This is a genomic window from Promicromonospora sp. NPDC060271 (assembly GCF_042726755.1).
Taxonomy (GTDB): Bacteria; Actinomycetota; Actinomycetes; order Actinomycetales; family Cellulomonadaceae; genus Promicromonospora.
The window spans coordinates 13,778-40,363 of the sequence record NZ_JBHXBG010000029.1 but is presented as its reverse complement, the minus strand read 5'-3'; the positions used below and the strand labels follow the sequence as shown (position 1 = coordinate 40,363).

Genomic DNA, 26,586 nt, shown 5'->3' with positions numbered 1-26,586 from the left:
TGCGCGCATGCCGCGAGGCGCGCTTCGACAGCCGACGAGGCGAGGGCCTCGGCTTCCTCCATGGCAGCAAACGTCGTCGCGACCTGCACGAACTTCACGTCGCCCGGATTGTTCGCCATGGCAGCGAGCGTATCGGCGCCGAGCAAGTGTGGGGTCGGGGGTCGGGACCCTTGTAGCTATTGCTTCCCCTACCGAGAAATTGACGTCGGAACAGCGGGCGCGGGCGTCGGGTCGGGGTCGACGAGATCGTCATGCACAACATGTGTCGGCCGACGGTCGGGCCGGCGCGCAATGGAGGATCAGCAGATCCCGCGGTGCGTCGTCGCCAGGCACGGTGTCGACGTATGGGCCCTGCAGCCCGAGAGCCGCCATTCCGGCTCGGAACCGTTGTGGTCCAGAATGGTCGGCGATGACATCGCGCACGCCGTCCGCCCGGCAGCGTCTCTACGAGGCTGCGACACGCTGGTCCTTCGATCGAGGCGTCGACAATGCGTTTCTGGTCGATGCCGCCACCGACGCCCTCGTTTCGGGCATCGACTCACCTACCCTTCGCGAGCTCGCCGGGGCCACGGCTCACGTGGATACCGAGGAACTGCGTGTGCTGCTCGATTCTGCATTGCAAGAGCTCATGCTGCCGCGCCCACGCGGGATTGCGCTGTCGGATGTCGTGGCGGACGACGGCACGGTGGTTCCGCGCATGCCTGCCGAGACGATCCGGTTCGAGGTAGTGGCTGCCGACGTGCATGACGACTTCCAGGTACTGGTATTCGTCGACGATGTGGAGATGACGAGCCGTGCTGCGGGTGCCGGTATGGGGCCGGACAGCCTCTTCTTTCCTGAGAACCGGCTGGTCGCGTCCACCGAACCGCGTGTCGTACCGATCGCCCGTTGCGAGTGTGGCGAGTACGGGTGCGGAGCCACCCAGGTCCGGATCCTGCGCCAAGGCGACGCCGTGCACTGGGACTGGCTGCTCGAGACGCCGATGGACCATGGCGTGACGTTCCGTGCCGACCAGTACGACGCCGCGGTCGCCCGGGTCGCTGCCGACCACTCCTGGGAGCGCCCGCAGGACACCGCCCGGCGCCAGATCCTGACCGCCGGCGACAAGGAACGGCTGCGAGCCGAGGGCTTGACGCTGCGATCTTCTTATCCGGTCCACGACGACCCGTCGACCTACCGGGTCGCGCTACAGACCGTCGACAATGTCTACCAGGTGTTCTTGGACTTTCCGCTGGACGGGCGAGAGCCGACGGCGATCGTCCCCGATGTGCTTCGGGTACTGGGTGAGCCACCATCGAGCTGGTCTGCGCAGTTCCACGCGATACCGGCCGCAGTCAAGGAGCGTCCCGCCATCGCTGGCCAGCGCTGGACGAGGGCGGACCTCGGCTGGCCACGGCGGAAGAAGTGATCGCCGAGCCACCCGAGGTAAGGGCGGATATATCCCCCGCGCGGGGAGACTGAGCCCAGCGGATGATGTCGATGCAAGAGCCCTTACAGACCGACGTAGTTGTCGGTGAAGTACCCGTCGCGACGTGCACCTCGGGGCGAGAAGTAGATGCGGACATCGAAGCGTTCGTCGATCACCACGATGGCTCGTCGGTCGTGGTCGAAATCGTGTAGTACCAGTCCTCCCAGGCTCAGTGCGCTGGACGGGCCACTGTCTCCCGGCGGCCATTCGGGCCCCCAGAAGGTCTCGATCCGAGAGATCGTGCGCGGACCGCGCCGGCGCCAGTGGCGAGTGACCTTCCAGATCCGGGCGAGCCGCAGGTGATCGGGCATGAGTGGCCCGGCCCAGATCCCGAGACCGGAGTCGTTACCGCGCTGTTCCCAGGTCACCGACCAGGTCGAGCCGTCGTCGAGGTCGAGCTCCAGTCCGTGCCCGACCACGTCGCGGCCGCCCTCGTGCCAGTACGGCAATTCGTCCTCGTAGTCCAGGTCCGCATAGCGCACTGCTGTGATGGCTCTACCTGTCAGCACACGTCGGAGGGAGTCTGTGACCATTGCGGCGTCGGCGCCGTTCGTGACCCAGGCCGTCCAACGGAGCAATGGGCGCGCCCAAGCGGCCGGTGGTGGTTCCTGACCTGCAAGGCCGGCGGCCTCGTACATCCGGCGGGCACACGTGCGGCAATCGGTGCGTCCACGACCGCTGAACGGATGCCGGTAAACATCGATCAGGTCCGGCGACAAGCCACAGAACGTGCCGCCGTCATCCGTGACGCCATGCTCTTCACCGAGATGTTCGGGATCGACGACGAGCCGCGCGGCTGTCGTCCAGAGGCCGTCGGCGTCCATGATCATCCGTGCCCTCCCTCGGTCCCAGCACAGGCGGTGAGCCGGAGAGTGCAGGGCTTGGCCGGCCCTGGTCGGCGCCGCACGTGCCAGTGCTCGGGCCGGCGGGTTTAGGGCCACTCGGCGCCGCTTCCAGCCCTCCAGAATGCACGAAGCCCAGGTCAGAAACGCTCTCTGACCTGGGCTTCCGCACTCTGAGCGGGCGACGGGAATCGAACCCGCGTAATTAGTTTGGAAGACTAAGGCTCTACCATTGAGCTACGCCCGCAAGCCCCGCACTTGAAGCGCGGCGCGGGTGTTACCTTAGCAAACCTCAGCGCCTGCGAAGTGCTCCCGCGGCGTCACGCGCGTCGCCGTCGGGCCGCGAGCCGCTCATGCAAGCCGGGTACCGGTGGGCGGAGCCTGGTCGACGTCGGTCCAGACCTCCGTCATGTCGACGATGAGGCCACCGCTCACGGTGATGAACGTCGCCACCTCGAAGTGCTGCAGCTTCCCGTCGGCCGTGCCCGTCACGTGTGCACGCCCAGCAGCCCGCTCCTGGTCGGCCACGCAGTCCTCGAGCCGGAAGTTCTGAAAGCCCGGGTAGTCCGCGTTGAGCCGGACCCACGATTCCGCGTCGAACGTCTCGCCGGTGTGCACGTAGTGGCAGGTGAACGCGGGATCGAGCAGCGTCGGCAGTTCCTCCCACCGGTGCCCGTCGATGACGTCCGCGAGCCGTTCCATGACTTCTCTGGCTGACATCGCTGCAGCATGCCAGACGTTGGCAGGGACCCCGCAACCTGGGACCTCAGGGCGCAGCGACCAGCACATCCCGCACCAGCGCATCAAGCTGCGCATCCGCCTCGAGGAACTGGCGCAAGGTCCGCCGCGCCGGCCCGAACCCTGCGAACTCCTTAGCCGTCAGCCCATCAGGCTCATACGCGGCCCGGAAGTCCGGCAGCGCCCGCGTGAGCACATCGAGAATCTCCGGATCCACCGGCGTGTCGATCCGGGACGGCAGCGCCAGGCCGTTCCGGTTGATCGAGTCCTGCCACTCGAACGGCGGCGAGATCACGAGGTCACCACCCACCAGCTCCGACAGGTGCAGGTGCGTCCGGAACGCCGCCGACAGCACCCGGGTCCGGTAGCCCCGCTCGACAAAGATCCGGTGGGCATTCTTGAGAGCAGCCACACCCGCCCAGTCGAGCACCCCAGGCGGCAGCAGCAGACCCTCCCGCGCCGCGACGATCTTGAGCCAGTCGTCGAGCCGCCCACCCATGATGGTCGCCACGGCGCCCATCTCCTCGACCGGCAGCCCGTCACGCTCGCGCCGGTCGAGCCCTCTCTCGACGGACTCGGCCACGGCCACAGCCTGCGCCACGGTGAACGACACCGTCGCGTTCACGCTGATGCCCCGGTAGGTCACTTCCTCGATCGCTTCGATACCCACCTGCGTCGCAGGGATCTTCACGATGATGTTCGGCGCCAGCGCCGCGAACTGCTCGGCCTGGCGCACCAGGGCACCGGCGTCCCGGTGCAGGCGCGGGTCCGTCTGGATCGACAGCCGGCCGTTCCGGCCGCCGGACGCCTCGAAGGCCGGCAGCAGCAGGCGGGCCGCCTCGACGCTCAGCTCCTGGACGACCAGCCAGCCGAGCTCCGACTCCGTGGCGGTGGGCAGGTCCTCGGCGAGCGCGCCCAGCCGGACCGTCCAGCGCGGCAGGTCCGCCTCGATCGCGGCGAGCGCGATCACCGGGTTGCAGGTCGCGCCGACGGCGCCCCAGGCGATCGCGCGACCGAGCTGCACCGGGTCCGCCGAGTCGTTCCACAGGGCCGTCTGCGGGTGCTCGCGCGTCATCCGCGCCAGAGGGGTCTCCCCGTCAGCGCTGTCAGGTGTGGCGGTGTCGAGCGTCTGGGTCACAGGATCCTCCGGAGGCGTAGGCCGACGGGGCGCGTCCGCACCCGAGCCCGCGTCGTCGCAGGTTTCGGCGTGAGCCCATTCGACAGTGCGTCCAGGCAACCTGTCAACCGAATGTCAGGACAAAGGAGCGCGACACGGCGGCGCGGGCGCGCGCAAACCGGGGTCAGCTCGCGAACAGCATCGTGTCGAACATGTACCGGGACGCGCGGTAGATGTGCTGCCCGAACTCGATGCCCTTGCCGTTGTCGTCGTAGGCCGTGCGCTCCATGGTCAGCAGCGCCGCCCGTGGCTTCTCGCCGAGCGTGCGCGCCTCGGTCGCCGTCGCCGAGCGGGCGCCGATGCGCTGCCGCGCGACCTTGGGCTTGGCGCCGCGCGAACGCAGCAGGTCGTACAGCCCGCTCGCCGCGAGCTCCTCGACGGTCGGGGCGATGTCCAGCGGGACGTAGTTGGTGAGCACGGCCAGCGGCTCGCCGTCGGCCATGCGCAGACGGCGGATCATGACCACCTCGGTGCCCTCCGGCAGCTCGAGCGCCTCCGCGACCTCCGCGGTCGCCGGCATGGTCCGGTGCTCCAGCACCTCGGTGCTGGGCTTGCGGCCGGTCTTCGTCAGGTCGTCGTGCAGGCTCGTCAGCTCGACGGGCCGGCGCACGCGCGCCGGGGCCACGTGCGTGCCGACCCCGCGCTGGCGCACCAGGCGTCCGCGCTCGACCAGGTCCTGCAGCGCCTGGCGCGCGGTGGGCCGAGAGATGCCGAGGCGCGCAGCAAGGGCCACCTCGTTCTCGAGGAACTCGCCCGGCTGCAGCCGCCCGTCCTCGATCGCTGCGTCGATGGCGGTGGCAACCTGGTGGTACAGGGGCACCGGGCTCGACCGGTCGAGGTCGATGCGCAGCGTCTGGGGCACGGAGAGCCTCCTCATTGGGGTCATCTTCTGGTCGATGAGAGTCTAGCCGCCGGTGGTACTGAAGACGGGATGTTCAAATGTCAGGACAAAGTATTGACAGGAGAGCGTGTCGGAGGCAGGGTCAAGGTACCTGCCGCACGAGTGGTGCGTGCGGATCCGCGACGATGGGGATGACGATGGCGATGGGGACGAGGCCGCATGACACGACGCGTTGACGCCTGGGCGCCGGACGTGCTCGCCATCGGCCGCATCGGGGTCGACCTGTACCCGCTGCAGAGCGGCGTCGGGCTGGAGGACGTGCAGTCCTTCGGCAAGTTTCTCGGCGGCAGCCCGACGAACGTCGCGGTCGCCGCCGCCCGCCTCGGCTATGCCACCGCCCTCGTCACCGGCGTCGGGGAGGACCCCTTCGGCCGGTTCGTGCGCCGCGAGCTGCGCGGCTTCGGGGTCGACGACCAGCACGTCGTCGTGGTGCCCGAGCTGCACACCCCCGTCACGTTCTGCGAGATCTTCCCGCCCGACGACTTCCCGCTCTGGTTCTACCGGTCGCCGTCGGCCCCCGACCTGCGGATCACACCGGAGGACGTCGACATCGACGCCGTCCGCTCGGCCCGCCTGTTCTGGCTCACCGGCACCGGCCTGAGCCAGGAGCCCAGCCGGTCGGCGCACCTCGCGGCCCTCGAAGCGCGCGGCCGGTCCGGTCACACGGTGCTCGACCTGGACTACCGCTCCATGTTCTGGCCCGACGTCGAGACGGCGCGCGAGCAGATCCGCGCCGCGCTGCCGCACGTGACGATCGCCGTGGGCAACCGGGAGGAGTGCTTCGTCGCCGTCGGCGAGAAGGACCCCGACCGGGCCGCCGACGCGCTGCTCGCCGCCGGCGTGGAGGTGGCGATCGTCAAGCAGGGCCCGCGCGGGGTGCTCGCCAAGACCCGCGACGAACGGGTGGTCGTGCCGCCGGTCGCCGTCGACGTCGTCAACGGGCTGGGCGCGGGGGACGGGTTCGGCGGGTCGCTGTGCCACGGGCTGCTGCAGGGCTGGTCGCTCGAGCGGACGCTGCGGTTCGCCAACGCCGCCGGCGCGATCGTGGCGGCCCGGCTGGAGTGCGCGGCGGCGATGCCGACGGTCGCCGAGGTCGAGTACCTGCTGGCCACCGGGCGGGTGCCGGAGCAGCGGACCGACGCCCCCGTCGAGATCCGCGAGCGCGCCACCGCGCCGTCCGACACGAACGACGGGAACGACAGGAACGACACGAACGAGACCGACGACGCCCACGCCGCACCCGAAGAGAGCGCCGCCCGGCCCACCCTGACCGTCGACGACGTCGCCGAGCTGCGGCTGAGCGACCCGCGCGCGCTGCGCGAGCGGCTCCTCGCCCGCCCGCGGCATCCGGGTTCGGTCCCAGGCGAGCGGTTCCTCGTCATCGCCGCCGACCATCCGGCGCGCGGCGCCGTGGCGGTGGGCGGCGACCCCATGGCGATGGCGGACCGGCGTGACCTCCTGCGCCGGACGGCGGTCGCGCTGGGCCGGCCGGGCGTCGGGGGCTTCCTCGGCACCGCCGACCTGGTCGAGGAGCTGGCCGCGATGGGCGCGCTGGACGGCAAGCTGGTCTACGGGTCGATGAACCGGGGCGGCCTCGCCGGCTCGACGTTCGAGCTGGACGACCGCTTCACCGGCTACGACGCGCGCGGCATCGCCGAGGCGGGCCTGGACGGCGGCAAGATGCTGCTCCGCATCGACCCCCAGGACCCCGCCTCCGTCGTCACGCTGGAGGCGAGCGCCCGCGCCGTCGACGAGCTCGCCGACCGCGGCCTGGTCGCGATGGTCGAGCCGTTCATCTCCCGCCGGGTCGAGGGGCGCGTGCGCAACGACCTGACCCCCGACGCGGTGATGCGCGCCATCGCCATCGCGTCCGGCCTGGGGCGGACGTCGGCCTACACGTGGCTCAAGCTGCCCGTCGTGGACGACATGGAGCGGGTGCTGGCGGCGTCCACCCTGCCCGCGCTCATCCTCGGCGGGGAGGTCAGCGGCGACCAGGACGCCGCCATGGCCGGCTGGGCCAAGGCGCTCGCCCTGCCGACCGTGCGCGGCCTGGTGATCGGCAGGTCCCTGCTGTACCCGCCGGGCGGCGACGTCGCGGCGGCCGTGGACGAGGCGGTGAGCCTGCTGTGAACGATCTGATTCTCCGAGCGAGCGTCCCCGACGCGCGCACCGGCGGCGCCGTTGCCGAGGTCACGCCCGAGCGGGCCGGCTGGGGCTTCAGCGGCCTCCTGGTCCACGAGATCGCCCCGGGCGGGCACCTCGACCTGGCGCTCACCGCCGACGAGGCGGTCGTCGTACCGCTGCGCGGCAGCCTGCGCCTGGACGTGACCGACCCCGGCGGCGAGCGGCACGACCTGCGGCTGACCGGGCGGTCGAGCGTCTTCGAAGGCCCGGCAGACATCGCCTACCTGCCGGTCGGCTCGACCGTGACGCTGCGGCCCGACGCCGGGGACGCGCCCGACGGCGGGGACGGCGCAGGCGCCCGCGTCGCCGTCGGCACCGCACGCGCCGGCCGGGTGCTGCCCGTCCAGGTGCTGCGGGCGAGCGACGTGCCGGTCGACCTGCGCGGCGCGGGCCGGGCCAGCCGCCAGGTGCACAACTACACGATCGGCACGGCCGTCGACGTCGACCGCATCCTCGTGTGCGAGGTGCTGACCCCGGGCGGCAACTGGTCCAGCTACCCGCCGCACAAGCACGACGTGCACAGCGACGTCCCCGGCCACGAGGAACGTGAGCTGGAGGAGATCTACTACTTCGAGGTCGCCGACGGGCCGGCCGGCCCGGGGCTGGCGCACCACCAGGTGTACGGCACGGCGGACCGGCCGATCGACGTCCTGGCCGAGGTCCGCACGGGCGACACCGTGCTGGTCCCGCACGGGTACCACGGGCCGTCCGCGGCGGCCCCCGGCTACGACCTGTACTACCTCAACGTCATGGCCGGCCCGGCCGACGACGGCACCTGGCTGTCCGTCGACGACCCGGCCCACCACTGGGTGCGCGGGACGTGGGAGTCGGAGCCCGTCGACCCGCGCCTCCCGCTCGGCGCGAGCCCCGCACCCAGACCCGCGACCAACCCGACCACGGAACTCACCGAGGAGCCCACGTGAGCAGCACGACCCCGAGCGGCACCCCGACCCCGGACGCCGAAGCCGCCACCGTCCGCCTCACCGTCGGCCAGGCCCTGGTCCGCTTCCTCGCGCACCAGCACACCGAGCGCGACGGCGTGACCCAGCGGCTGTTCGCCGGCGCGTTCGGCATCTTCGGGCACGGCAACGTCGCGGGGTTCGGGCAGGGGCTGCTGCAGGCGCACGTCGAGGCCGCAGAGTCCGGCGTGCCCGTCGGCGAGACCGGACCCGACGAGCTGCCCTACCTGCTGGCCCGCAACGAGCAGGGCATGGTGCACGCCGCCGTCGGCTACGCCCGGACCAAGGAGCGGCTGCAGACCTTCGCGTGCACGGCGTCCATCGGCCCCGGCTCGACCAACATGATCACGGGCGCGGCGCTCGCGACCATCGACCGGATCCCCGTGCTGCTGCTGCCCTCCGACGTCTTCGCGAACCGGCTCCCGGACCCGGTCCTGCAGCAGCTCGAGCACCCCGGCGGCCCCGACGTCACGGTCAACGACGCGTTCCGCCCGGTGTCGCGGTACTTCGACCGGATCTGGCGGCCCGAGCAGCTCCTGTCGAGCGCGCCCGCCGCCATGCGCGTGCTGACTGACCCGGCCGAGACCGGCGCCGTCACCCTCTGTCTCCCGCAGGACGTGCAGGCGGAGGCGTACGACTGGCCCGTCGAGTTCTTCCGCGACCGCGTGTGGCACGTCGCGCGCCCGGTCCCGGAGCCCGCCGCGCTGGCGCGCGCCGTCGCGGTGATCCGCTCCGCGAAGCGGCCGCTCGTGGTGGCGGGTGGCGGCGTCGTCTACTCCGAGGCGAGCGAGGCGCTGCGCGCCTTCGCGACGGCGACCGGCATCCCCGTCGCCGACACGCAGGCCGGCAAGGGCGCCATCAACTGGGACCACCCGCTCGCCGTCGGGGGAGTGGGGGCAACGGGCAACGACGCCGCGAACGCGCTCGCGGCCACTGCCGACGTCGTCATCGGCGTGGGCACCCGCTACACGGACTTCACGACGGCGAGCCACACGGCCTTCCGCGACCCTGGCGTCCGGTTCGTCAACCTCAACGTCGCCGCCTTCGACGCCGCCAAGCACTCCGCGGAGATGCTGGTCGCCGACGCCCGCGCGGGTCTTACCGCGCTCACCGAGGCCCTGGCCGGCCACCGCACCGACGAGGAGTACCGCGCCGAGGTGACGCGGCGCGTGGCCGACTGGCAGGAGGTCACCGAACGCTGCTACCACCTGGGCCACGGTCCGCTGCCCGCCCAGACCGAGATCTTCGGGGCGCTCAACGAGCTGATGAGCGACGAGGACATCCTGATCAACGCCGCCGGGTCCATGCCGGGGGACCTGCAGGCGCTGTGGCGGGCGCGGACGCCGTCGCAGTACCACCTGGAGTACGGCTACTCCTGCATGGGCTACGAGATCCCCGCGGCCATGGGCGCGAAGCTGGCGGCGCCCGACCGGGAGGTCGTGGCGATCGTCGGCGACGGCACGTACCAGATGCTCCCGCAGGAGCTCGCGACCATCGTCTCCGAACGCATCAAGGTCATCGTGGTGCTGCTGCAGAACCACGGGTTCGCCTCGATCGGCGCCCTGTCGGAGTCGCGCGGCTCGCAGCGCTTCGGCACCAGGTACCAGATGCGCAACCCCGAGACCGGCCTGCTCGACGGCGACGACGTGCCCCTCGACCTGGTGCGCAACGCCGAGAGCTTCGGCGTCGACGTGCTGGCCGTCAAGAGCGTCGAGGACTTCCGCGCGGCGTTCCGCACCGCCGTCGCCTCCGACGCAGCGACCCTCATCCACGTCGAGACCGACCTGCAGGGGCCCAACCCGCCCGGTTCGAGCTGGTGGGACGTGCCGGTGAGCGAGGCCTCCACCCTGCCAAGCACCCGTACCGCACGCGCCGAGTACGAGGCGGGCCGCACCGCGCAGCGGCACTACCTGTGACGCCGCGCCCCACCGGACCGGCGACCCCGAAAGACCACACCCAGCACGAACGAGGTATCTGATGTCCCTGATCACCCACTGGATCGACGGCAAGCCGGTCGAGCCGTCCGGCGAGCGCACCCAGCCCGTCCTCAACCCGGCGACGGGCGCCGAGATCGCGCGCCTCGGGCTCGGTACGGCCACCGACGTCGACCGTGCGGTCGCCTCGGCCGCCGAGGCCTTCGCGACCTGGTCGCGGACCCCGCTCGGCAAGCGCGCAGCGGTGCTGTTCAAGTTCCGCGAGCTGCTGGCCGCGAACACCGACGAGCTGGCGCGCCTGGTCAGCCGGGAGCACGGCAAGGTCGTCTCGGACGCCGCCGGCGAGGTGGGCCGCGGCCTGGAGGTCGTGGAGTTCGCCTGCGGCCTGCCGCACCTCCTCAAGGGTGAGTACTCGGAGCAGGCCGCCACGGGCGTCGACGTCTTCTCGTTCCGGGAGCCGCTCGGGGTGGTCGCGGGCATCACGCCGTTCAACTTCCCGGTCATGGTGCCGCTGTGGATGAGCCCCGTTGCCATCGCCACCGGCAACACGTTCGTGCTCAAGCCGTCCGAGCGCGACCCGTCGGCGTCGCTGTTCCTGGCCGACCTGTGGCAGCGGGCCGGTCTGCCCGACGGCGTGTTCAACGTGGTCCAGGGCGACAAGGAGGTCGTGGACGCGATCCTGCACCACGACGACGTCGCGGCCGTCTCCTTCGTCGGCTCGACGCCGATCGCCCGGTACATCCACGCCACGGCGTCGGCGCAGGGCAAGCGCGTCCAGGCGCTCGGCGGGGCCAAGAACCACGGTGTGGTGCTGGCCGACGCCGACCTCGACGACGCGGTGAACCACCTGACCGCAGCGGCCTTCGGCGCGGCGGGCGAACGCTGCATGGCGATCTCGGTCGCCGTCGTCGAGGACTCGGTGGCCGACGCGCTCGTCGAGAAGCTCGCCGCCAAGGCCCGCGCGGTCAGGGTGACCGCGGGCGACCAGCCGGGGGCCGACATGGGCCCCGTCATCACCGCCGCCGCGAAGGAACGTATCGAGGGCCTGATCGGCTCGGCCGAGCGCGACGGCGCCGAGCTCGTGGTCGACGGCCGCGGACACACCGTGCCCGGCTACGAGAACGGCTTCTTCGTCGGCCCGACCGTCATCGACCGGGTCGCCCCGGCGCACGAGGTCTACCGCGAGGAGGTCTTCGGGCCCGTCATCGACGTCGTGCGGGTATCCGGCCTGGCCGAGGCGATCGACGTGATCAACGCCAACCCCTACGGCAACGGCACCGCCGTCTTCACGGGCTCCGGCGAGTCGGCCCGCACGTTCCAGCGCGAGGTGAAGGTGGGCATGATCGGCGTCAACGTGCCGATCCCCGTCCCGGTCGCCTGGCACTCGTTCGGCGGGTGGAAGGACTCCCTGTTCGGCGAGAGCCACATCTACGGCCCCGAGGGCATCAAGTTCTACACGCGCGGCAAGGTCGTCACGCAGCGGTGGCCGCACCGCGAGCAGCGCGCCGACGCCTCGTTCCACTTCTCCGGCGACTCCCAGAAGTAAGGCCTGACCCCGGCAATGAACCAAGGAGACCCCATGCGCATCGCGCTCATCGGCGCCGGACGGATCGGCGCCGTCCACGCCCGCTCGATCGCCGCGTCCCCCGACGCCGAGCTCGTGCTCGTCGCCGACCCGGTCGACGGCGCAGCGGCGCGCCTCGCCTCGGCCCACGGCGCGGCGGCCACCACCGACGTCGGCGACGTGTTCGCCGACGACACGGTGGACGCGGTCGTCGTCGCCTCGCCGACCGCCCACCACGTCGAGCAGATCCTCGCGGGCGTCGAGGCGGGCAAGGCCGTACTCGCCGAGAAGCCCGTGGACCTCGACCTGGCCCGCGCCGACCGGTGCCTCGCCCAGGTGGGCGACCGCGCCGACCGCGTGATGCTCGGCTTCAACCGCCGGTACGACGCGGGCTTCGCGGAGATCCACCGCCGCGTGGCCGCCGGCGAGATCGGCGACCTCGAACAGCTCACGATCATCAGCCGCGACCCCGCGGCGCCGCCCGTCGGCTACCTCGCGGGGTCGGGCGGGATCTTCCGCGACATGACGATCCACGACCTCGACATGGCGCGGTTCTTCCTCGGCGACATCGTCGCCGTCCAGGCGGTACCGCAGCGCCTGGACCCCGCGTTCGCGGAGATCGACGACTACGACGCCGCGATTGTCACCCTCACCGCCGCCTCCGGCGCCGTCGCGACGATCATCAACAGCCGGCACTGCGCGGCCGGGTACGACCAGCGGCTCGAGGCGTTCGGGCCGCGCGGCGCCCTGCGCGCTGAGAACCACACGGCGACGTCGGTGGTGCTCGACGCCGCGGGAACCTCGGGCGCCCGCGGCCCGTACCTCGACTTCTTCCTCGAACGGTACGCCGCCGCGTACACGAGCGAGCTCGCCGCCTTCGTGGCCGCCGTGCGCGAGGGCTCCGCGCCGACGCCGTCGCTGCTCGACGGACGCCAGGCGCTGGCGCTCGCCGACGCCGCCACCGAGTCCGCCCGCACGGGCCGCAGCGTGGCCCCAGCCCCGGTGCCGTCGCCGGCATCGTCGGCCGCCGTCTGACCCCTGCCGGATCCAACCCCACCCCGGACGAGAGAGAACGAGATGACCAGCGAGACGACGTCCTCCGGCGCCCCCACCAGCAAGGCGCGCAACACCGACCCGAGGTTCAGCAGGCTGACCGTCGGCGTCTGCCCCGACCAGTGGGGCGTGTGGTTCCCCGACGACGAGAAGCAGATCCCGTGGGAGAAGGCGCTGGCCGAGATGGCCGAGGCCGGCTTCGAGTACATGGAGACAGGCCCGTACGGGTACTTCCCGACCGACCCGAAGCGCCTGAAGAAGGTGATGGACGACAACGGCTTCACCGTCGTCGCCGGAACCGGCTGGGGCATCCTGCACAAGGCCGAGGCCTGGGCCGAGACCGAGAAGACCTTCCGGGCCATCGCCGAGACCCACGCGGCCGTCGGCGCGGAGTACATCGTCCACCTGCCCCCGCTGTTCCGCGACGACAAGACCTGGGAGTGGACCGACGACCGCGTGCTGACGCCGGACGCCTGGCAGCTCTACACCGAGAACGCCAACCGGCTCGGCCAGATCCTCAAGGACGAGTACGGGCTGAGGATGGTGCTCCACCCGCACGGGGACAGCCACATCGAGACGCCGGAGGACATCGCGCGCGTGTTCTCCGCCACCGACCCCGACTACGTGAACCTCTGCCTCGACACCGGCCACATCGTCTACGGCGGGGGAGACCCGCTGGAGATGGTGCGCACCTACCCCGACCGCATCGCCTACGTGCACATCAAGGCCTTCGACGTCGAGCTGACCGAGCAGGCACACAAGGAGGACTGGCCCTTCGGCGAGGCGGTCGCGCGCGGCGCGTCGGTCCGGCCCCCGGCCGGTGCTCCCGACATGCCCTCGCTTGTTGCCGCTCTGGCCGGCCTGGACAAGGACCTGTACGTCATCACCGAGCAGGACCTGTACCCGTGCGACCCACGGCTGCCGCTGCCGAACGCCGTCATGACCCGCCAGTACCTGGCGTCGTGCGGGCTGGGCCTGCTCTAGCTGGCGCCATGGGCGGTTGAAGGTCCCTCTGGGCGAGGAGGTCGCGTAGGGGACTCGGCTGGCTCCGGTTCAACAGGCTCGGGAGAGCCGTAACCTCGAGGGTTACGGCACGCTCGGGCCTGTTGAACCACTGTCAGATCTGCCCTGCTCGCGGGGCTGTCGGGGCGGTTATCGACTGGCGTCGCTGTCGTACGTACCGGATATGATGGGGCGCGTCGGTCGGGAGGACCCGGGGTCATCCTTGGTCTCTGTGTCGGCATGACGGGCTGTGGCGCAGCTTGGTAGCGCATCTGCTTTGGGAGCAGAGGGTCGCTGGTTCGAATCCAGTCAGCCCGACCCTGTGATGTCGCAGGACATCGGAATGGCCTGAACCTACGGATCGTGGGTTCAGGCCGTTCGTCATTTGCGCGGGCCCGGTCGGTTGCGTGTGCTCTGGTAGGCCGCAGATCGTTGAGGATGCCTCGTGCCCCCTGATACATCACACCAATTCGTGGCGCCTGCCTCAATCGCCCGGTAAGTTCTGGGTCTTCTGATTGTCAGGGGGTATGCGATGCAAGTCTCCGATGTGTCCGTGACTATCGAGCGCGGCCACCTCCATGTCGGAAGCGACACATACCCGCTGCGGAACGTGGCGCGGATCGGGTTGCGGAGCTTCATCGTCAGCCCGGCGCCACCCCCGCAGTGGGTACTTGCGATGATCCTGGCCGGTGGAATCGGAACGCCGGTTACCGGGTATCTCGTCTTTGGTGACGACGGGGGCATTGCCGGTGACGCGCCGGTCTGGTTGTGGTTCCTCGGGGCCCTTGGGCTACTCGTCCTTGGAGTCTTTCTCCTGATCAGACTGAGGTCGAAGCCTCAGAAGCTCACCGTGCTCGAAGTCATTTCATCGGGGACGCCGCACCGGGCACTGGTCTCGGACGACACGGTTGGCCTGACAGGTCTGAAGCGTGAGATGGAAGCTGCCATCAACGACCTGTCAGTGACCTACCACCAGGAGTTCAGGCAGTACGACATCAGCGCCGGGAACTTCATCGGTGAGATTCATGCAGGCGGTACCGGCTTCGTGCAGCAGAGCAGTTGAGGGGGCAACGGTGACGGGGAACGGCAATACGTACAACATCACGGCGACGAACGTCGTCAACGAGGTGCACGACGGCGGTATCGGATTTCAGCAGAACTTCGGAACCTTGGACCTTAAGGCCGTGCTGCAGCAGATCGTCCACGCAGGTGAAAACCTCCGTCCCCGGCTGAGCGCCGCCGACGGTCAAGAGCTGGGAACCGCCATCGAGAAGATCGGGATGGCGAACACCGAGAAGCCTCGCACGCTACTCCCGGTCCTCAAGTCGGTAATGGGCATCGCGGGAATGGCGGGAGAAGCCGGTAAGTCGCTCTTCGACGCCGCAGCCAAGGCGAAGGACCTCATCGGCCTGTGATCGCGGCACCGAGCCGGGGCGTCAGCCCGTTGTAACCGGCGGCGCAACGAGATTATGGCTGGTGGTCAGCGGCTCAGGAGAGCTCGAATCTCGCGGAACCATCTGCCTGGCTTGCCTGGCACACATGCAGAACATACGTACGATGAACCTGTCCGCCGGTCCCGCGAAGGGCCGGCTTCGTGCCGCTGGGAGTTCTCGATGACCATCGCCACCGTTCTCCAGGCCTACATGTACAAAACGATCGCGCGGATGTATTACCTGTTCCAGGCACACGCCCCGACCAACATCCTCATCCGCTGGATCCGCCGGCGAGAGCACTTGAAGTGGGGCCTGCCTCTTGGCGCCGCGCTCGCGGTCGGGTACTGGTTCGCCATGAACGCGATCCTCACGGTCACCGGAACCGACCGGGTCACCTGGCTGGGATTGTTCGTCATCTTGTTCTTCTGGAACGCGGTGAAGTTCGCGGTCGTCGCCGTCGCGTCGCCCTTCCAGCTGGCACGTGCCCGGTACGTCGAGTGGTGGTACCAGGACACGACCGATCGCCCGAGATCCGCTTCACGCCGGCATTCGCCGCCGTCGTCGTCATCCCGCTGGCCTACAGCACAGTGACGTTCCCCTTGCTGACCATCGGCCGGCGTCGGGCCCTCGGCGGCCTGATGCTCCTTGGGGTCCTTGCCTGCCAGTTCGTCACCTGCGGCGGCGCGCGAGGCTGAGCCGGGTTCGGCCGCTGAGGCCGTCGGACACCGTTCAGCTGGCGGGGCTTTGGCATGCACTGGGTCGCTGGTTCGAATCCAGTCAGCCCGACCAACGCCCACCAGCACTGATACACATTGGTGCTGGTGGGTTTCGTCGTCCCCGACGACGTTGCGTATCCGCAAAGCGTTGGAGGGACAGGTCATGTCAGGACAGTTCGGGCTCTACGTGCGACACACGCTGAAGGAAGGAGCCGCCGACGCGTTCGATCGACTCGTGGCAGTAGCTGCAAAGGGGATCCGGAACGAGCCGGGAACTCTTGTCTATGTGAGCCACGCTGTCGAGGGTCAGCCCAACGTGCGGGTGTTCTACGAGCTGTACCGGGATCGCGAAGCGTTCGACGAGCACGAGCGCCAGGAGCACACGCGGCACTTCCTGACCGAACGCGAAGCGCTCGTCGTCAGCATCGAGGTGGACTGGCTCACGCCGGTCACCGGGAAGACGTGGTGACGCAGGCACCTGACCTCGTTGCTTCAGGAGAAGGATTGGTGCACGAGGATGACCCGGCACGTTGACAGCGGTCGGTCACGGTCCGGCGACATCGGCGTCAGCTCCGTGACGGTTGCGCGCCATCCAGTCCGCACCGAAGTCCACGAGCGTCCGCTGGTCCATGAGCCGGGCCGCCGCTGACCCCACCTGCCCGACGGCGACCGCGCCGGTCTCCTCGAACGCGGCGCCGAGCTCCTCGCACGACAAATTCCGCGAACCAGCAACTGACCAGCACGGGTACCGGCACCGCCGACCCGCGACAACGCAGTGACCCGGGAGCCTCAGCGTGCGTCATTCGTCGAGGAAGTGCAGCAGCTCGGTGGTGACGAACTCGGGATTCTCTTCGACGAGCCAGAACTTCAGACGCTCAGTTCATCGCCCGCAGCGGCACGCGCAACGCGACGCGCCAGCCGCCTTCCGCGGTCGGGGCTCCTTCGAAGGTTCCGCCGAGTAGTTCAGCGCGCTGTCCGAGGCCGATCAGGCCGTGTCTCGCGCTCGGCAGCGGCACCACGGCTCGTCGGGGTGCGGTGTTGACGACCTCGGCCACTACGGCGCCGTCGTCCTGGGCGACCTGGACGCAGACCGCGGCGCCGGGGGCGTGCTTGCGGGCGTTCGTCAACGCTTCCTGCACGGTGCGGTAGATCGCCCGCTGCACCGGAGGGCTGAGGTCCGGCAGCGGTCCGGCCTCCAGGCGGACGTCCATGCCGGCGTTGTCGACGAGGTCGCCAAGCTGGTCGAGCGTGGGCTGCGGGGCGAGGCCGTTGTCGGCGCCGCCTCCGGCGCGCAGCACGCTCACCATGTACCGCAGCTCGTCAAGCGTGCGTGCCGCCAGCGTCCGGATCGTCTCGGCGGCGTCCTTCGAGACCGATTCCTTGGTGCTCACCTGAAGCGCTCCTGCTCGTACCGCGATCAGGCTCACCTGGTGCGAGACGACGTCGTGCATCTCCCGCGCCAGGTGAGCGCGCTCCTGCGACAGCACCTTCTGCGTCGCAAGCGCCTGCTCGTGCTCGCGGACCTCGCTGATCTCCTCCAGCCGCCGGGACAGCTCCTGCTTGGTCTGCAGCAGCTGTCCCAGGAAGACCGCCGCGCCGGCGGGCGCCAGCGAGTACACGCCCCACACCGGCCAGGCCGACTCGGCGAGGATGCTGCTGCCGCCCCACCACGGGGCGATCGTCAGGCCCGCGTACACCAGCGCGCACCCGCTCAGCAGCCACCGGTTGCGGGTTGCGCACGCGACCGTGAACAGCGCGATGAGCGATGCGGCGGACTGGCCCATGAGCAGCGCCATCGGAAGTGTGGCGACGAAGACGGCCAGGGGAAACCGTCGGCGCACCGCCAGCGCGAGCACCCCGGCCACGAGCACGACGTCGTCCGACCAGGTCCCGGGCACGTGGTTGAACGCCAGGTCGGCGCCGGCCACGGCGATGAGGGCGACGTCGACGAGGGCGGCGGGCCAGCGCGAGCCCGTGTGCCACCAGGCCGCGATGCGGGCCGCGACCACGCTCATCGCCGCTCGCCGTCGTCGAGCCGGCCCGCGCGTTCGGCCACGAGCGCGGCCTGGACCCGGATCACGGCCGCTCCTCCACTGTCGTCTCCACGGATCGATTCGTAGCACGGCCGGACCTCGTCACGCCTCCGTGGCGGCCGTTCCGCGATGATTCACGCCGGTCGGCGGGGGTCCTTCGGCCGGTCGGCGGGCGAGGAGCCCTCCGCCAGGAGCGCGCGGTACCCGCCGTCCGCGGTGGCACGGCAGCCCATTGCCGGATAGGAAGAGCGCCCGCGCCGCAGCAGCCTGGGTTCATGACTGATACCGACACCGTGCAGAGCGAACGCACACCGCTGCGGGTCCCCATCGACCACGAGGCGCCGCCCGAACCGAGACCCGAGCGAGGCGGCGCGCTCGGTCGCGTGCTCGGCCTGGACCTGGCCCGTGCGCTGGCCGTCCTCGGCATGTTCTACGCGCACGTCGGACCGATGCAGGAGTTCGAGAACCCTCTCGTCAACACGATCATGCAGATCCCGCACGGCCGCTCGTCAGCCCTGTTCGCGACCCTCGCGGGACTGTCGCTGGTCCTGCTCGCGGGCGGACGCCGACCGCTGCCCGCGCTCGAACGACGGCAGCGGATCGTGAAGATCGTCATCCGGGCGGTCCTGCTGATCGCCCTGGGGACCGCGCTGACCCTGTGGCTGCACACCGACATCGTCATCCTGGCCTTCTACGGCCTGTTCTTCCTGCTCGCGCTGCCGTTCGTGCGGTGCGGCGTCAAGGCGCTGGCGGTCCTCTCGGCCTCGTTCGCAGTCGTCGGCTCGGTGGTCTACTACTGGATCGGGATGGCGCAGCCGGCCTTCGTCACCGCGCTCAACGCGCACGACCCGATCACCCGCATGGGTGCCGACGGCCTCGGCCGGCTGCTGTTCACGGGCCTCTACCCGGCCGTCCCGTGGCTCGCGTACATCTTCGCGGGCATGGCGATCGCCAAGCTCGACCTGTCCGCCAAGCGGGTGCGCCTCTGGATGGCGTCGGTCGGCGCCGGGCTGGCGCTGGCGGGTTACGGACTCTCGTGGGCGCTGCAGCAGGTCCTGTTCCCCGGCGGCGGCATGGGCGGCGGTCCCATGAGCGGCTCCGGCTCCTCCGGTTCGGGGATGGCGTCCTCTTCGATGGGCTCGGGCTCGTCCGGGATGAGCGGTTCGGGCTCGTCCGGCACCTGGTCCGACTCCCTGAGCGGATTCGACCCGTGGTCGCCGGACATGCTGCAGTTCCTGCTCTCGGCCTCACCGCACTCGGGCACAGCGTTCGAGCTCTTGGGCAACATCGGCATCGCGATGCTGGTCATCGTCGGCTCGGTGGCCCTGCTCTACCGGTTCGCGCTGGCCCGCAAGCTCCTGACGCCGATCACGGCCGCGGGTTCGATGTCGCTGACCCTGTACGTCGCCCACCTGTGGGCCCTCAACCACGTCCCCTCGAACAGCGAGGGCGGCCCGGTCGTCGCGGCCCTGGCGGTGTGGGGCTGGTTCTGCGTGGTGGGCATCGTGTTCGCGTTCGTGTGGTCGCGCTTCTTCAAGCGCGGGCCGCTCGAGTACGCGATGCAGTGGGCCACGAGCCCGGCCAAGCTGGTGCGCTGATCGATCGCGGCGCTGTCGCGACGCGGGCCGCTGGGCCGGAGTCATTGCTCCGGCCCAGCGGCTTTGCTCCGTGTGAGTGATCAGGGCGTGAAGTCGAGCACGTCCTCGGCGACCGCAAGGACCGGCCAGACGTTGCCGTCGGCATCCTTGAGCTCGTAGGCCGGGAGCATCAGCACCGCGCCGTCCGGCGTGGACTGCTGCGCCAGGCCGAGACGGGCCGACGTGATCGTCACGTCGGTCACCGGCCAGGCGATCCGGGCGCCCGGGGTCGGGGCGGGGGGCACCGTCGGGTCTGGGGCGGGCATCATGTCACTGCTGGCCGTGTCACTCTCCAGTGTTGTGCGGGCGTCCGCCGTCTGCGCGATCATGCCGCCCGAGGCGCCGAACCGCGGGTCGCCCAGGCGCTCGACGGCCTCGGCCTCGCTCACCACCGGGTACTGGCCGAGCGAGACCGTCTCCGCGAGGAAGCCGTACAGGTTCGCGATGCCGGACGCCGACACCGACGCGCTCCACGACAGCCCCGTGCGCTGGCCCTCGACCACCTGCCACGCCGTGACGTAGCGCCACGGGTCGTCCTCGTGCGAATCGCCCGCCTCCAGCTCGAAGCCCGCGGAATCGACACCGAGGCCGTCCATCACGTCCCGCAGTGCGGCGACGGCGTCGTCCTTGGCCGGGGCCGCGTCGGGCGTCACGGTCGGGCAGTCCGGGACGTCCGGGGCCGGGAGGATCTCCGCGCCATCGGTGCCGCCCTCGTCGGTCGTAGCCGGCTCGGCCTCGTCCGTCGTACCCGACTCGGCCTTGTCCGGGGCCGGGCAGGACCACGGGTCGCGCGCCGGGTCGTAGAAGTCGAAACCCCCCGAGCCGTCCGCGTAGACGTGGACCGTCGGGCCGCTGCCGTCGGTCGGGCCGACCACCCAGGAACCGCCCTCCTCACGCGGCTTCCCGGAGGCGCCGAGCGCGTCGCCCACCCGGCGCGCCGTCTCGGCCGAGAGCACTCCGGCGGGATCGAGGCCGAACGCCCCGGCCTCCGCGCCCGACGTCGACAGGCCCGTACCCGCGTGGAACACGGTGCGGCCCCAGAAGCCGTACGGGTACGACAGCTTCTGGTCGGCACTCTCGGCCGCCATACCCGCCGTACCCGCCGTACGCGCCGTGTCCGCTGCCGCCATCGGCCCGGACGCCGACTCGGCGGCGCGCGAGCCCACCGCACTGACCGGGGCGTCCAGCACGATCGGCGCCTCGGCCGTGCTCTCGCCCCCGCCGCCGGAGCCCGCTGCGCCCGCCAGGTACCCGCCGCCGCCGACGGTGACGAGGGCCAGCGCGGCGGCCGCGCCGATCAACCTGGTCCGACGCCGGGCACGCCGCGCGGCGAGCTCGTCGCCGGGCGCCTGCGGGCCTGCGGCGGCCGGCAGCTCCAGCGCCTCCTCCTGGCTGGGCACGCCCCGGCCGGGCACGCCCTGACCCTGCGCGCCGGGGTCGCCGTTCTCGTTGCTGTCCATCGTGGTCCTCCGTGCTCACGTGGGGGCCGGGGCGGTCCCGCAACCGTCATGTGTGCCGTGCGGGCCTGCTCTTGCAGGTCCGGCGGTCGAAGGCACACCGTCAGCCGGCGCGCGAGACGTCGGGCGTCCCGGGACCCCTGCCGGGCGTACGAGCCACAGGTCCGGCAGGGGTCCCGAGCGCCGTCTCAGACGCGCCGTCCCGCCCGCGCGAGGATGTCGGCGGCGGCCGGGTCGGCCTTGACCGCCTCGTCGAAGGTCTCCTTGGGCAGGACGGTGTTCCCGGCCACGGTCACCGTCCTCGGCGGGTCGTCGTAGCCGTCGGGCAGGACGTCCCAGAAGTTGCCGATGAAGGCGACGTTCTCCAGCGGCGGGCCCACCTGCAGCACGATCGGCGTGTCGGCCCGGCACACGATGTTCCCGACGACGGTGATCCACGCGGCGCCGTAGTCGGCGTAGAGCCCGAAGTTGTACGACGTCAGGACATCGCGGATCACGTTGCCCCGGACCAGCGCCCCGCCGGCGAAGGACGAGCCCTGCGGTGCGGACAGGTAGATCCCGCCGCCGTCCATCAACGCGCTCATGCTCCGTTCGACGAGGTTCCCGATCACCTGGGTGCCCCTGGCTCCGTCACCGCCGGTGACCACTATGCCGTTGTGCGGTACGTCGTGGATCTCGTTGTGCGCAACGGTGGTCTCCGCGGAGGCGATGACGAGGACGGCGGGCGAGCCGCGGTACTCGGTGCCGACGTGGTGGACGAGGTTGTCCTCGACGGTCACGCGGGTCGAGCCCTGGACGGCGATCCCGCTGCCCGAGATCTCGTCGAAGACGTTGCCCCTGACCTCGACGGCGCTGCTGCCGTCGATCGACAGTCCGCCGGCGCCTAGGCGGGTGAAGTGGTTGCCCTCCAGCACCAGCCTGCTGACCGAGTCGAAGGCGACGTGGGCCGGTAGCTGGGTCGGTGTCGCCGGGACGTGGACGTAGCCGACGTCGGCGCCCATGTCGATCTTCTGGAACTCGCCCCGCTCGTAGCGGGCGTTGCCGTGATAGTGCAGGTAGCCACCGGACCGGGTGGGGCCCGACCAGTTCGTGTCGGCGAAGGTGAGGCCGCACAGCACGATGTCGTGGACGCACTGCCCGCCGACGACCGTCTCGAGCACGGGAACGATGACGGTGGTCCTGCCGATCTCCTCGCCGGGTCGGGGACGGTAGTGCAGGACGTGTCCGCCCGGTTCGGAGCGGTCGACTGCGAAAGTGCCCGGCTCACCGAGGAAGGCCAGGTTGTTCTCCAGCACAGCCGGTGCGGCGAGGCCGTCCCAGGTTCCGTCGCCCTCCGCGCCGTACCACTTCGAGTCGTAGAGCGACTTGGCGTTGTCGAACGTGGGCTGGGCCATGGTGATGGTGGTCGAGGAGTCGTCTCCGGAGATCGCGGCGACCGCAAGGCGGGCTTCGGACCACGGATAGACGCCCGGGTAGACGAACTCCAGTCCTGAGGGGTCTGGCCACGACTGAGGTTCCACGCTGTCCGTGACGTAACCGGTAGCGGTTTTCGTCACGCTTCCGGGAAGTCCGGTGGTGCGGGCGGTGCGGGTCGCCGGGCGGCCGTCGACGGAGAGCCGCCGTGGTTCCAGCTCGCCGACCGGGGCGGTCCACACGCCGTCGACGCCTGCGGACCAGCCGGTGACCTCGCGGCCGCCGCTCAGCACCACCTGCTCCTGGCCAGCCGTTCCATAGCCGTGCGCCTGGTAGGTCACCTGGAAACCGTTCGTTCCGGAGTCGCCTTGCTCTTCGTTGAAGATGAGCGGTTCGTCGAGGTGGTAGACACCGGCTCGGAGGGCGACGACGATGTCGCCGGCCATCTCGGCGGTGAGGGCCCGGACGGCCCTCTGTGCCGCGTGCGGGGTGGCGAACGGCCGGTCGAGGGTGCCAGGCCAGTCGTCCTGGCCGTCGGGGGATACGTAGAACCTGTTTTCGGGCATGCTGAGGCGGCTCCTGCGATTGGATTTATGGAATATACTGCGGTTTATCAGTTAAACAGGATCGAGCGACGAGCGTCAAGGGAGTAGCGGTGGCTGAGGACGACGTGCAGCCGGATCCGGAACGTGCGATCGAGCTCCTGTGGGGCGCGCACGAGCCGGACCGGCCGGGGTTGAGCCTCGGCCGGATCGTCGCCGCGGCGATCGAGGTAGCGGACGCCGACGGGCTCGGAGCACTGTCCATGCGCAGGGTCGCGGAACGCTTCGGCACGACGACGATGTCGCTCTACCGCTACGTTCCCGGCAAGGCGGAGCTGGTGGAGCTCATGCGGGACGCCGTCCACGGCGAGGTGCCCCTGCAGCCCGCCGAAGGGCTCGGCTGGCGTGCCGGCCTCGAACGCTGGGCGCGCCGGGTGTGGGCGATCCACCAACGGCATCCCTGGCTGGTCTACAGCGCGGGGAGCCGCCGTCTGCCTGGTCCGAACATCATGGCCGGGTACGACCACGCGCTCGACGTCGCGTCGCGCGGCGGTCTGGCGCCGGCTCAGGTGATCGCGGTGGTGAACCTCGTGGGCGGGTTCGTCGAGTCGGTCGCGCGTCAGGCGGGGGAGACCGCGGAGCTGCAGCGGCGCACCGGGATCTCCCACGAGCGCTGGTGGAGCGAGCGCGAGTCCCTGTTCGAGCGACTGGACGCCTACCCGGCCCTGGGCAGGCTGTGGGAGAGCGGCGGGATGGACGAACCGCTCGACCCGTTCGAGTTCGGCCTGCAGCGCACGCTCGACGGTGTCCAGGCGCTCGTCGAGAGTCAGGGTGGTGAGGTAATGCGTGACGTAAATAGCGGAGCGAAGTGCGCGATGTGCGGCAAGCCGTTGGACAGCGGCGGGCGTGGGCGGCCACGGGACTACTGCTCCAGGGCCTGTCAGCAACGCGCCTATCGCCGGCGCCGGTCGACTCCGGCATGATTCCGGCCGTCCTTCGGACGCCGTCACCGCCGACCTGGCCGCCCACGGGCCTGGCCACTGGATACGAAGCGACGCCCGCCAGGTGCTCGGTGACGGCCGTGGACCGTCCAGCGCGAGTAGGCTCGCCCGGCCGCAGCACGCACCTGCTCGAAGGAGAGAAACGGTATGCACCTGGCCGCCGCCGCGGGCGTCTCACGGATCCGGTTCGAGGCGTGGACGGCACCGCTCGCGCCGTCCGAGGCGATCACCGCCACCGACGGACGACTGGTCCCCGGGCCGACGCACCTCAGCAGGGACGGCCGTCCGGTGATCCCCGTCTCCGGTGAGCTCCACTTCTCCCGGGTTCCCCGGTCCGACTGGGACGCCAGGCTCCGGCTCATGCGCGCTGGTGGCGTGACGGCGGTCTCCACGTACGTCATCTGGATCCATCACGAGGCCGACCGGGGCGAGGTGTCGTTCGACGGCGGTCTCGACGTCGCCGCGTTCATCGACACGGCTCAGGCCGCTGGACTGGACGTCGTCCTGCGCATCGGGCCCTGGGCCCACGGCGAGGTCCGCAACGGTGGCCTGCCCGACTGGGTGCAGGCGCTCGACGTCCGGCAGCGCACGGACGATCCCGGCTACCTCGACGTCGTCCGCGAGTGGTTCGGTGCGCTCGGCGCTCACCTGGCGGGTCGTGTCCGGCCGGGCGGGCCCGTCGTCGCGGTGCAGATCGAGAACGAGCTCTACGACCAGCCCGAGCACATCAGGACCCTGATCGGTCTGGCCCGCAAGGCCGGGATCGAGGCACCGATCTGGACGGCCACCGCCTGGGGCGGCGCCGAGCTGCCGGACGAGGTGCTCCCGCTGTACGGCGGGTACGGCGACGGGTTCTGGGTGCCGTCCGACCACCCGTGGGACCCCAGCTTCCGGGCGCACTACTTCTTCGGCCACGTCTGGGACGATCCCGGCATCGGCTCCGACCAGCGTGCGGACGCGAGCACGCCGACGACGGCGGCCGAGCACCGCGGCCCGGCGGCGACCTGCGAGCTCGGGGGTGGCATGGCGGCGTCCTACCACCGGCGGCCCGTGCTCCAGCCCGCGGACGTCGCGGCGATCGCCCACACCAAGATCGGCAACGGCTCGGTCTGGCAGGGCTACTACATGTACGCCGGCGGCAGCAACGTCTGGCGCGGCCCGGACCTGCAGGAGTCTCTCGCCACCGGGTACCCCAACGACCTCCCGGTGTTCGACTACGACTTCCACGCGCCGATCGGCGCGGCGGGTTCGAGGGCGGCCTCGTTCGACCTGCTGCGGGACCAGCACGCGTTCCTCGCCGCGTTCGGTGACCGTCTCGCGACGATGTCGGCGTCGATGCCGGAGACCCGGCCCGCGGGCCTGGACGACACGACCACACTGCGGTGGGCGCTGCGCAGTGACGGGACCAGCGGTTTCGTCGTGATCGGGCAGCACCAGCCGTACGCAGGGTTGCGGGACGCGGAGCCGACCCGGTTCGCCGTCGAGCTCACGGACCGCGTCGTCGAGCTTCCTACCTCGCCGGTGTCGGTTCCTGCCGGAACGATGGCGCGCTGGCCCGTGGGTCTGCGCCTTGCGGGCACACCGGAGATCGAGTGGGCGACCGCCTCAGCGGTCACGATCCTCGACGGCGACGGCCCGTCGACCCTCGTGCTCCGCGCCGAACGCGGCATCGACCCGGTGCTCGCGTTCGCCGATCCCGAGGTGGACGTCGTCGCCCGGACGGGAGCGGTCGCGCTCCTCGACGGCGCCTGGGCGGTCACGGTGGACGACAGCGCGCTGCTGGAGGTTCGCGCCGCGGGGACGGCGCTCGACGTCCTGGTCCTCGGGCCCGCGCGGGCGGCACGGACCTGGGTGCTCGACCACGGCGGCCGCCGCACGCTGCTCGTCGCGGACGACGATCTGTGGACCGCGGCGGACGGCTCGCTCGCCGCGCGGACGACCGGCGCGACGGTGGGTGCCATCGAGCGCTGGGAGCCGACGTCGGGCCGGTTCGTGCGGCTCGCCGGTCCGGACGCCGAGCCGCGTTCGGGGGCGTGCGCCGTCGTCGCGGAACGTCCGCCCGGCGAGGTGCCCACGAGCTACGGCGGCACCAGCGCGCGCGGCGCGGCCCCGAGCCATGACCTCGTGCGCCGGGCGGGCGCCGTCTGGACCGTCGAGCTGCCCGCGTGGACGGCGGAACCGGGCGCCGACGCCGTCGTCGACGTGGAGTGGGCGGGCGACGTCGCGCTGCTCGAGGTCGGCGGGAGGGTCGTCGCCGACAGGTTCTGGGACGGTACGCCGTGGCGGCTCGACCTCGGGACGCTCGGCCCGCTGCCGGCCGAGGTCCGCCTCGTGGTGCTCCCGCTGCATCCGGACAACCCCGTCTGGCTGCCCGCGGCGGCCGAGGCGAGACGACGCGACACCGCCGGGCGGCTCGTGGCGCTCGACTCGATCACCGTCACCGAGCGCATCACCTGGACCGCGGCGCTCGACGGCGGCAGGGCTGCCTACCAGGACCACGTCGCGCCGGTTGAGTAGCCGTCGGTACGTGAG

The 26,586-nt window shown here is 70.9% G+C and carries 22 protein-coding genes, 2 tRNA genes and 1 pseudogene; 16 read left to right on the top strand and 9 right to left on the bottom strand.

Annotation, left to right across the window (positions count from 1 at the left end):
• Nucleotides 1-409: 409 nt before the first annotated feature.
• Entirely contained in the window at nucleotides 410-1,408 is a 999-nt protein-coding gene (locus ACFWE2_RS07205; protein ID WP_377223529.1) for a hypothetical protein, read from the top strand.
• 83 nt (nucleotides 1,409-1,491) lie between these two features.
• On the opposite strand, the gene ACFWE2_RS07200 is transcribed toward ACFWE2_RS07205, so the two are convergent.
• The 5 genes from ACFWE2_RS07200 to ACFWE2_RS07180 form a co-directional block, all read right to left on the bottom strand.
• On the bottom strand, nucleotides 1,492-2,298 hold the full coding sequence (locus ACFWE2_RS07200) for a hypothetical protein (RefSeq protein ID WP_377223528.1): 807 nt from the start codon (nucleotides 2,296-2,298) through the stop codon (nucleotides 1,492-1,494).
• A gap of 188 nt (nucleotides 2,299-2,486) precedes the next feature.
• Nucleotides 2,487-2,557, bottom strand: a tRNA-Gly gene (locus tag ACFWE2_RS07195).
• Between the two features lie 104 nt (nucleotides 2,558-2,661).
• Complete coding sequence (locus ACFWE2_RS07190) at nucleotides 2,662-3,030, bottom strand: nuclear transport factor 2 family protein (protein ID WP_377223527.1); 369 nt, start codon at nucleotides 3,028-3,030, stop codon at nucleotides 2,662-2,664.
• A 46-nt stretch (nucleotides 3,031-3,076) separates the two neighbouring features.
• Nucleotides 3,077-4,186, bottom strand: a complete 1,110-nt coding sequence (locus tag ACFWE2_RS07185) for a transaldolase family protein (RefSeq protein ID WP_377223526.1) — start codon at nucleotides 4,184-4,186, stop codon at nucleotides 3,077-3,079.
• 163 nt (nucleotides 4,187-4,349) lie between these two features.
• Nucleotides 4,350-5,087, bottom strand: a complete 738-nt coding sequence (locus ACFWE2_RS07180) for a GntR family transcriptional regulator (RefSeq protein ID WP_377223525.1) — start codon at nucleotides 5,085-5,087, stop codon at nucleotides 4,350-4,352.
• Nucleotides 5,088-5,285: 198 nt separating this feature from the next.
• Between ACFWE2_RS07180 and iolC the strand changes: the two are divergent.
• The 12 genes and pseudogenes from iolC to ACFWE2_RS07120 form a co-directional block, all read left to right on the top strand.
• A pseudogene (iolC, locus tag ACFWE2_RS07175) lies at nucleotides 5,286-6,242 on the top strand (5-dehydro-2-deoxygluconokinase); the annotation flags it as partial.
• 3 nt (nucleotides 6,243-6,245) lie between these two features.
• Entirely contained in the window at nucleotides 6,246-7,256 is a 1,011-nt protein-coding gene (locus ACFWE2_RS07170; protein WP_377223530.1) for a deoxyribose-phosphate aldolase, read from the top strand.
• Nucleotides 7,253-8,233 (top strand): 5-deoxy-glucuronate isomerase, encoded by a 981-nt coding sequence (gene iolB, locus ACFWE2_RS07165; RefSeq protein ID WP_377223524.1) that lies wholly within the window; start codon nucleotides 7,253-7,255, stop codon nucleotides 8,231-8,233. Before ACFWE2_RS07170 ends, iolB begins: the two co-directional genes overlap by 4 nt.
• Nucleotides 8,230-10,185, top strand: coding sequence for a 3D-(3,5/4)-trihydroxycyclohexane-1,2-dione acylhydrolase (decyclizing) (iolD, locus tag ACFWE2_RS07160; RefSeq protein WP_377223523.1), 1,956 nt, complete (start codon nucleotides 8,230-8,232; stop codon nucleotides 10,183-10,185). The genes iolB and iolD overlap by 4 nt, the downstream gene beginning before the upstream one ends.
• A gap of 61 nt (nucleotides 10,186-10,246) precedes the next feature.
• Nucleotides 10,247-11,749, top strand: coding sequence for a CoA-acylating methylmalonate-semialdehyde dehydrogenase (locus tag ACFWE2_RS07155; RefSeq protein ID WP_377223522.1), 1,503 nt, complete (start codon nucleotides 10,247-10,249; stop codon nucleotides 11,747-11,749).
• A 33-nt stretch (nucleotides 11,750-11,782) separates the two neighbouring features.
• Nucleotides 11,783-12,802, top strand: coding sequence for an inositol 2-dehydrogenase (iolG, locus tag ACFWE2_RS07150; RefSeq protein ID WP_377223521.1), 1,020 nt, complete (start codon nucleotides 11,783-11,785; stop codon nucleotides 12,800-12,802).
• Between the two features lie 42 nt (nucleotides 12,803-12,844).
• Nucleotides 12,845-13,804: a TIM barrel protein gene (locus ACFWE2_RS07145; protein ID WP_377223520.1), complete on the top strand. Its 960-nt coding sequence runs from the start codon at nucleotides 12,845-12,847 to the stop codon at nucleotides 13,802-13,804.
• A gap of 262 nt (nucleotides 13,805-14,066) precedes the next feature.
• Nucleotides 14,067-14,140: transfer RNA gene (locus tag ACFWE2_RS07140), tRNA-Pro, on the top strand.
• Nucleotides 14,141-14,375: 235 nt separating this feature from the next.
• Nucleotides 14,376-14,885: a DUF6232 family protein gene (locus ACFWE2_RS07135; protein ID WP_377223519.1), complete on the top strand. Its 510-nt coding sequence runs from the start codon at nucleotides 14,376-14,378 to the stop codon at nucleotides 14,883-14,885.
• A gap of 10 nt (nucleotides 14,886-14,895) precedes the next feature.
• Nucleotides 14,896-15,237: a hypothetical protein gene (locus tag ACFWE2_RS07130; protein WP_377223518.1), complete on the top strand. Its 342-nt coding sequence runs from the start codon at nucleotides 14,896-14,898 to the stop codon at nucleotides 15,235-15,237.
• A 198-nt stretch (nucleotides 15,238-15,435) separates the two neighbouring features.
• The gene (locus ACFWE2_RS07125) at nucleotides 15,436-15,846 is read left to right on the top strand and encodes a hypothetical protein (RefSeq protein WP_377223517.1); all 411 of its coding nucleotides are present in this window, start codon (nucleotides 15,436-15,438) and stop codon (nucleotides 15,844-15,846) included.
• Nucleotides 15,847-16,134: 288 nt separating this feature from the next.
• Entirely contained in the window at nucleotides 16,135-16,440 is a 306-nt protein-coding gene (locus ACFWE2_RS07120; RefSeq protein WP_377223516.1) for a putative quinol monooxygenase, read from the top strand.
• 75 nt (nucleotides 16,441-16,515) lie between these two features.
• Here the strand turns inward: ACFWE2_RS07120 and ACFWE2_RS07115 are convergent, their stop codons facing one another.
• Nucleotides 16,516-16,686, bottom strand: coding sequence for an AAC(3) family N-acetyltransferase (locus tag ACFWE2_RS07115; RefSeq protein WP_377223515.1), 171 nt, complete (start codon nucleotides 16,684-16,686; stop codon nucleotides 16,516-16,518).
• Nucleotides 16,687-16,846: 160 nt separating this feature from the next.
• Nucleotides 16,847-17,986 carry a sensor histidine kinase gene (locus ACFWE2_RS07110; RefSeq protein WP_377223514.1) on the bottom strand — a complete coding sequence of 380 codons (1,140 nt, stop codon included), beginning with the start codon at nucleotides 17,984-17,986 and terminating at the stop codon, nucleotides 16,847-16,849.
• Nucleotides 17,987-18,279: 293 nt separating this feature from the next.
• On the opposite strand from ACFWE2_RS07110, the gene ACFWE2_RS07105 reads away from it, so the two are divergent.
• Entirely contained in the window at nucleotides 18,280-19,602 is a 1,323-nt protein-coding gene (locus ACFWE2_RS07105) for a heparan-alpha-glucosaminide N-acetyltransferase domain-containing protein (protein WP_377223513.1), read from the top strand.
• A gap of 80 nt (nucleotides 19,603-19,682) precedes the next feature.
• Here the strand turns inward: ACFWE2_RS07105 and ACFWE2_RS07100 are convergent, their stop codons facing one another.
• A complete protein-coding gene (locus tag ACFWE2_RS07100) occupies nucleotides 19,683-21,101 on the bottom strand; it encodes a hypothetical protein (RefSeq protein WP_377223512.1) in 1,419 nt (472 codons plus the stop codon).
• A gap of 185 nt (nucleotides 21,102-21,286) precedes the next feature.
• Nucleotides 21,287-23,077, bottom strand: a complete 1,791-nt coding sequence (locus ACFWE2_RS07095; protein WP_377223511.1) for a right-handed parallel beta-helix repeat-containing protein — start codon at nucleotides 23,075-23,077, stop codon at nucleotides 21,287-21,289.
• 89 nt (nucleotides 23,078-23,166) lie between these two features.
• Here ACFWE2_RS07095 and ACFWE2_RS07090 point away from each other — a divergent pair, with 89 nt between their 5' ends.
• Nucleotides 23,167-24,036 carry a TetR/AcrR family transcriptional regulator gene (locus tag ACFWE2_RS07090; protein ID WP_377223510.1) on the top strand — a complete coding sequence of 290 codons (870 nt, stop codon included), beginning with the start codon at nucleotides 23,167-23,169 and terminating at the stop codon, nucleotides 24,034-24,036.
• A gap of 165 nt (nucleotides 24,037-24,201) precedes the next feature.
• A complete protein-coding gene (locus ACFWE2_RS07085; protein ID WP_377223509.1) occupies nucleotides 24,202-26,571 on the top strand; it encodes a beta-galactosidase in 2,370 nt (789 codons plus the stop codon).
• Nucleotides 26,572-26,586 lie beyond the last annotated feature (15 nt).

What these genes read in the sequence shown, in the direction of transcription:
- ACFWE2_RS07205 (WP_377223529.1), top strand. Translation starts at nt 410, where the DNA reads ATGACATCGCGCACGCCGTCCGCCCGGCAGCGTCTCTACGAGGCTGCG.
- ACFWE2_RS07200 (WP_377223528.1), bottom strand. Translation starts at nt 2,298, where the DNA reads ATGATCATGGACGCCGACGGCCTCTGGACGACAGCCGCGCGGCTCGTC.
- ACFWE2_RS07190 (WP_377223527.1), bottom strand. Translation starts at nt 3,030, where the DNA reads ATGTCAGCCAGAGAAGTCATGGAACGGCTCGCGGACGTCATCGACGGG.
- ACFWE2_RS07155 (WP_377223522.1), top strand. Translation starts at nt 10,247, where the DNA reads ATGTCCCTGATCACCCACTGGATCGACGGCAAGCCGGTCGAGCCGTCC.
- iolG (WP_377223521.1), top strand. Translation starts at nt 11,783, where the DNA reads ATGCGCATCGCGCTCATCGGCGCCGGACGGATCGGCGCCGTCCACGCC.
- ACFWE2_RS07145 (WP_377223520.1), top strand. Translation starts at nt 12,845, where the DNA reads ATGACCAGCGAGACGACGTCCTCCGGCGCCCCCACCAGCAAGGCGCGC.
- ACFWE2_RS07125 (WP_377223517.1), top strand. Translation starts at nt 15,436, where the DNA reads ATGACCATCGCCACCGTTCTCCAGGCCTACATGTACAAAACGATCGCG.
- ACFWE2_RS07120 (WP_377223516.1), top strand. Translation starts at nt 16,135, where the DNA reads ATGTCAGGACAGTTCGGGCTCTACGTGCGACACACGCTGAAGGAAGGA.
- ACFWE2_RS07110 (WP_377223514.1), bottom strand. Translation starts at nt 17,986, where the DNA reads ATGAGCGTGGTCGCGGCCCGCATCGCGGCCTGGTGGCACACGGGCTCG.
- ACFWE2_RS07105 (WP_377223513.1), top strand. Translation starts at nt 18,280, where the DNA reads ATGACTGATACCGACACCGTGCAGAGCGAACGCACACCGCTGCGGGTC.
- ACFWE2_RS07100 (WP_377223512.1), bottom strand. Translation starts at nt 21,101, where the DNA reads ATGGACAGCAACGAGAACGGCGACCCCGGCGCGCAGGGTCAGGGCGTG.
- ACFWE2_RS07095 (WP_377223511.1), bottom strand. Translation starts at nt 23,077, where the DNA reads ATGCCCGAAAACAGGTTCTACGTATCCCCCGACGGCCAGGACGACTGG.
- ACFWE2_RS07085 (WP_377223509.1), top strand. Translation starts at nt 24,202, where the DNA reads ATGCACCTGGCCGCCGCCGCGGGCGTCTCACGGATCCGGTTCGAGGCG.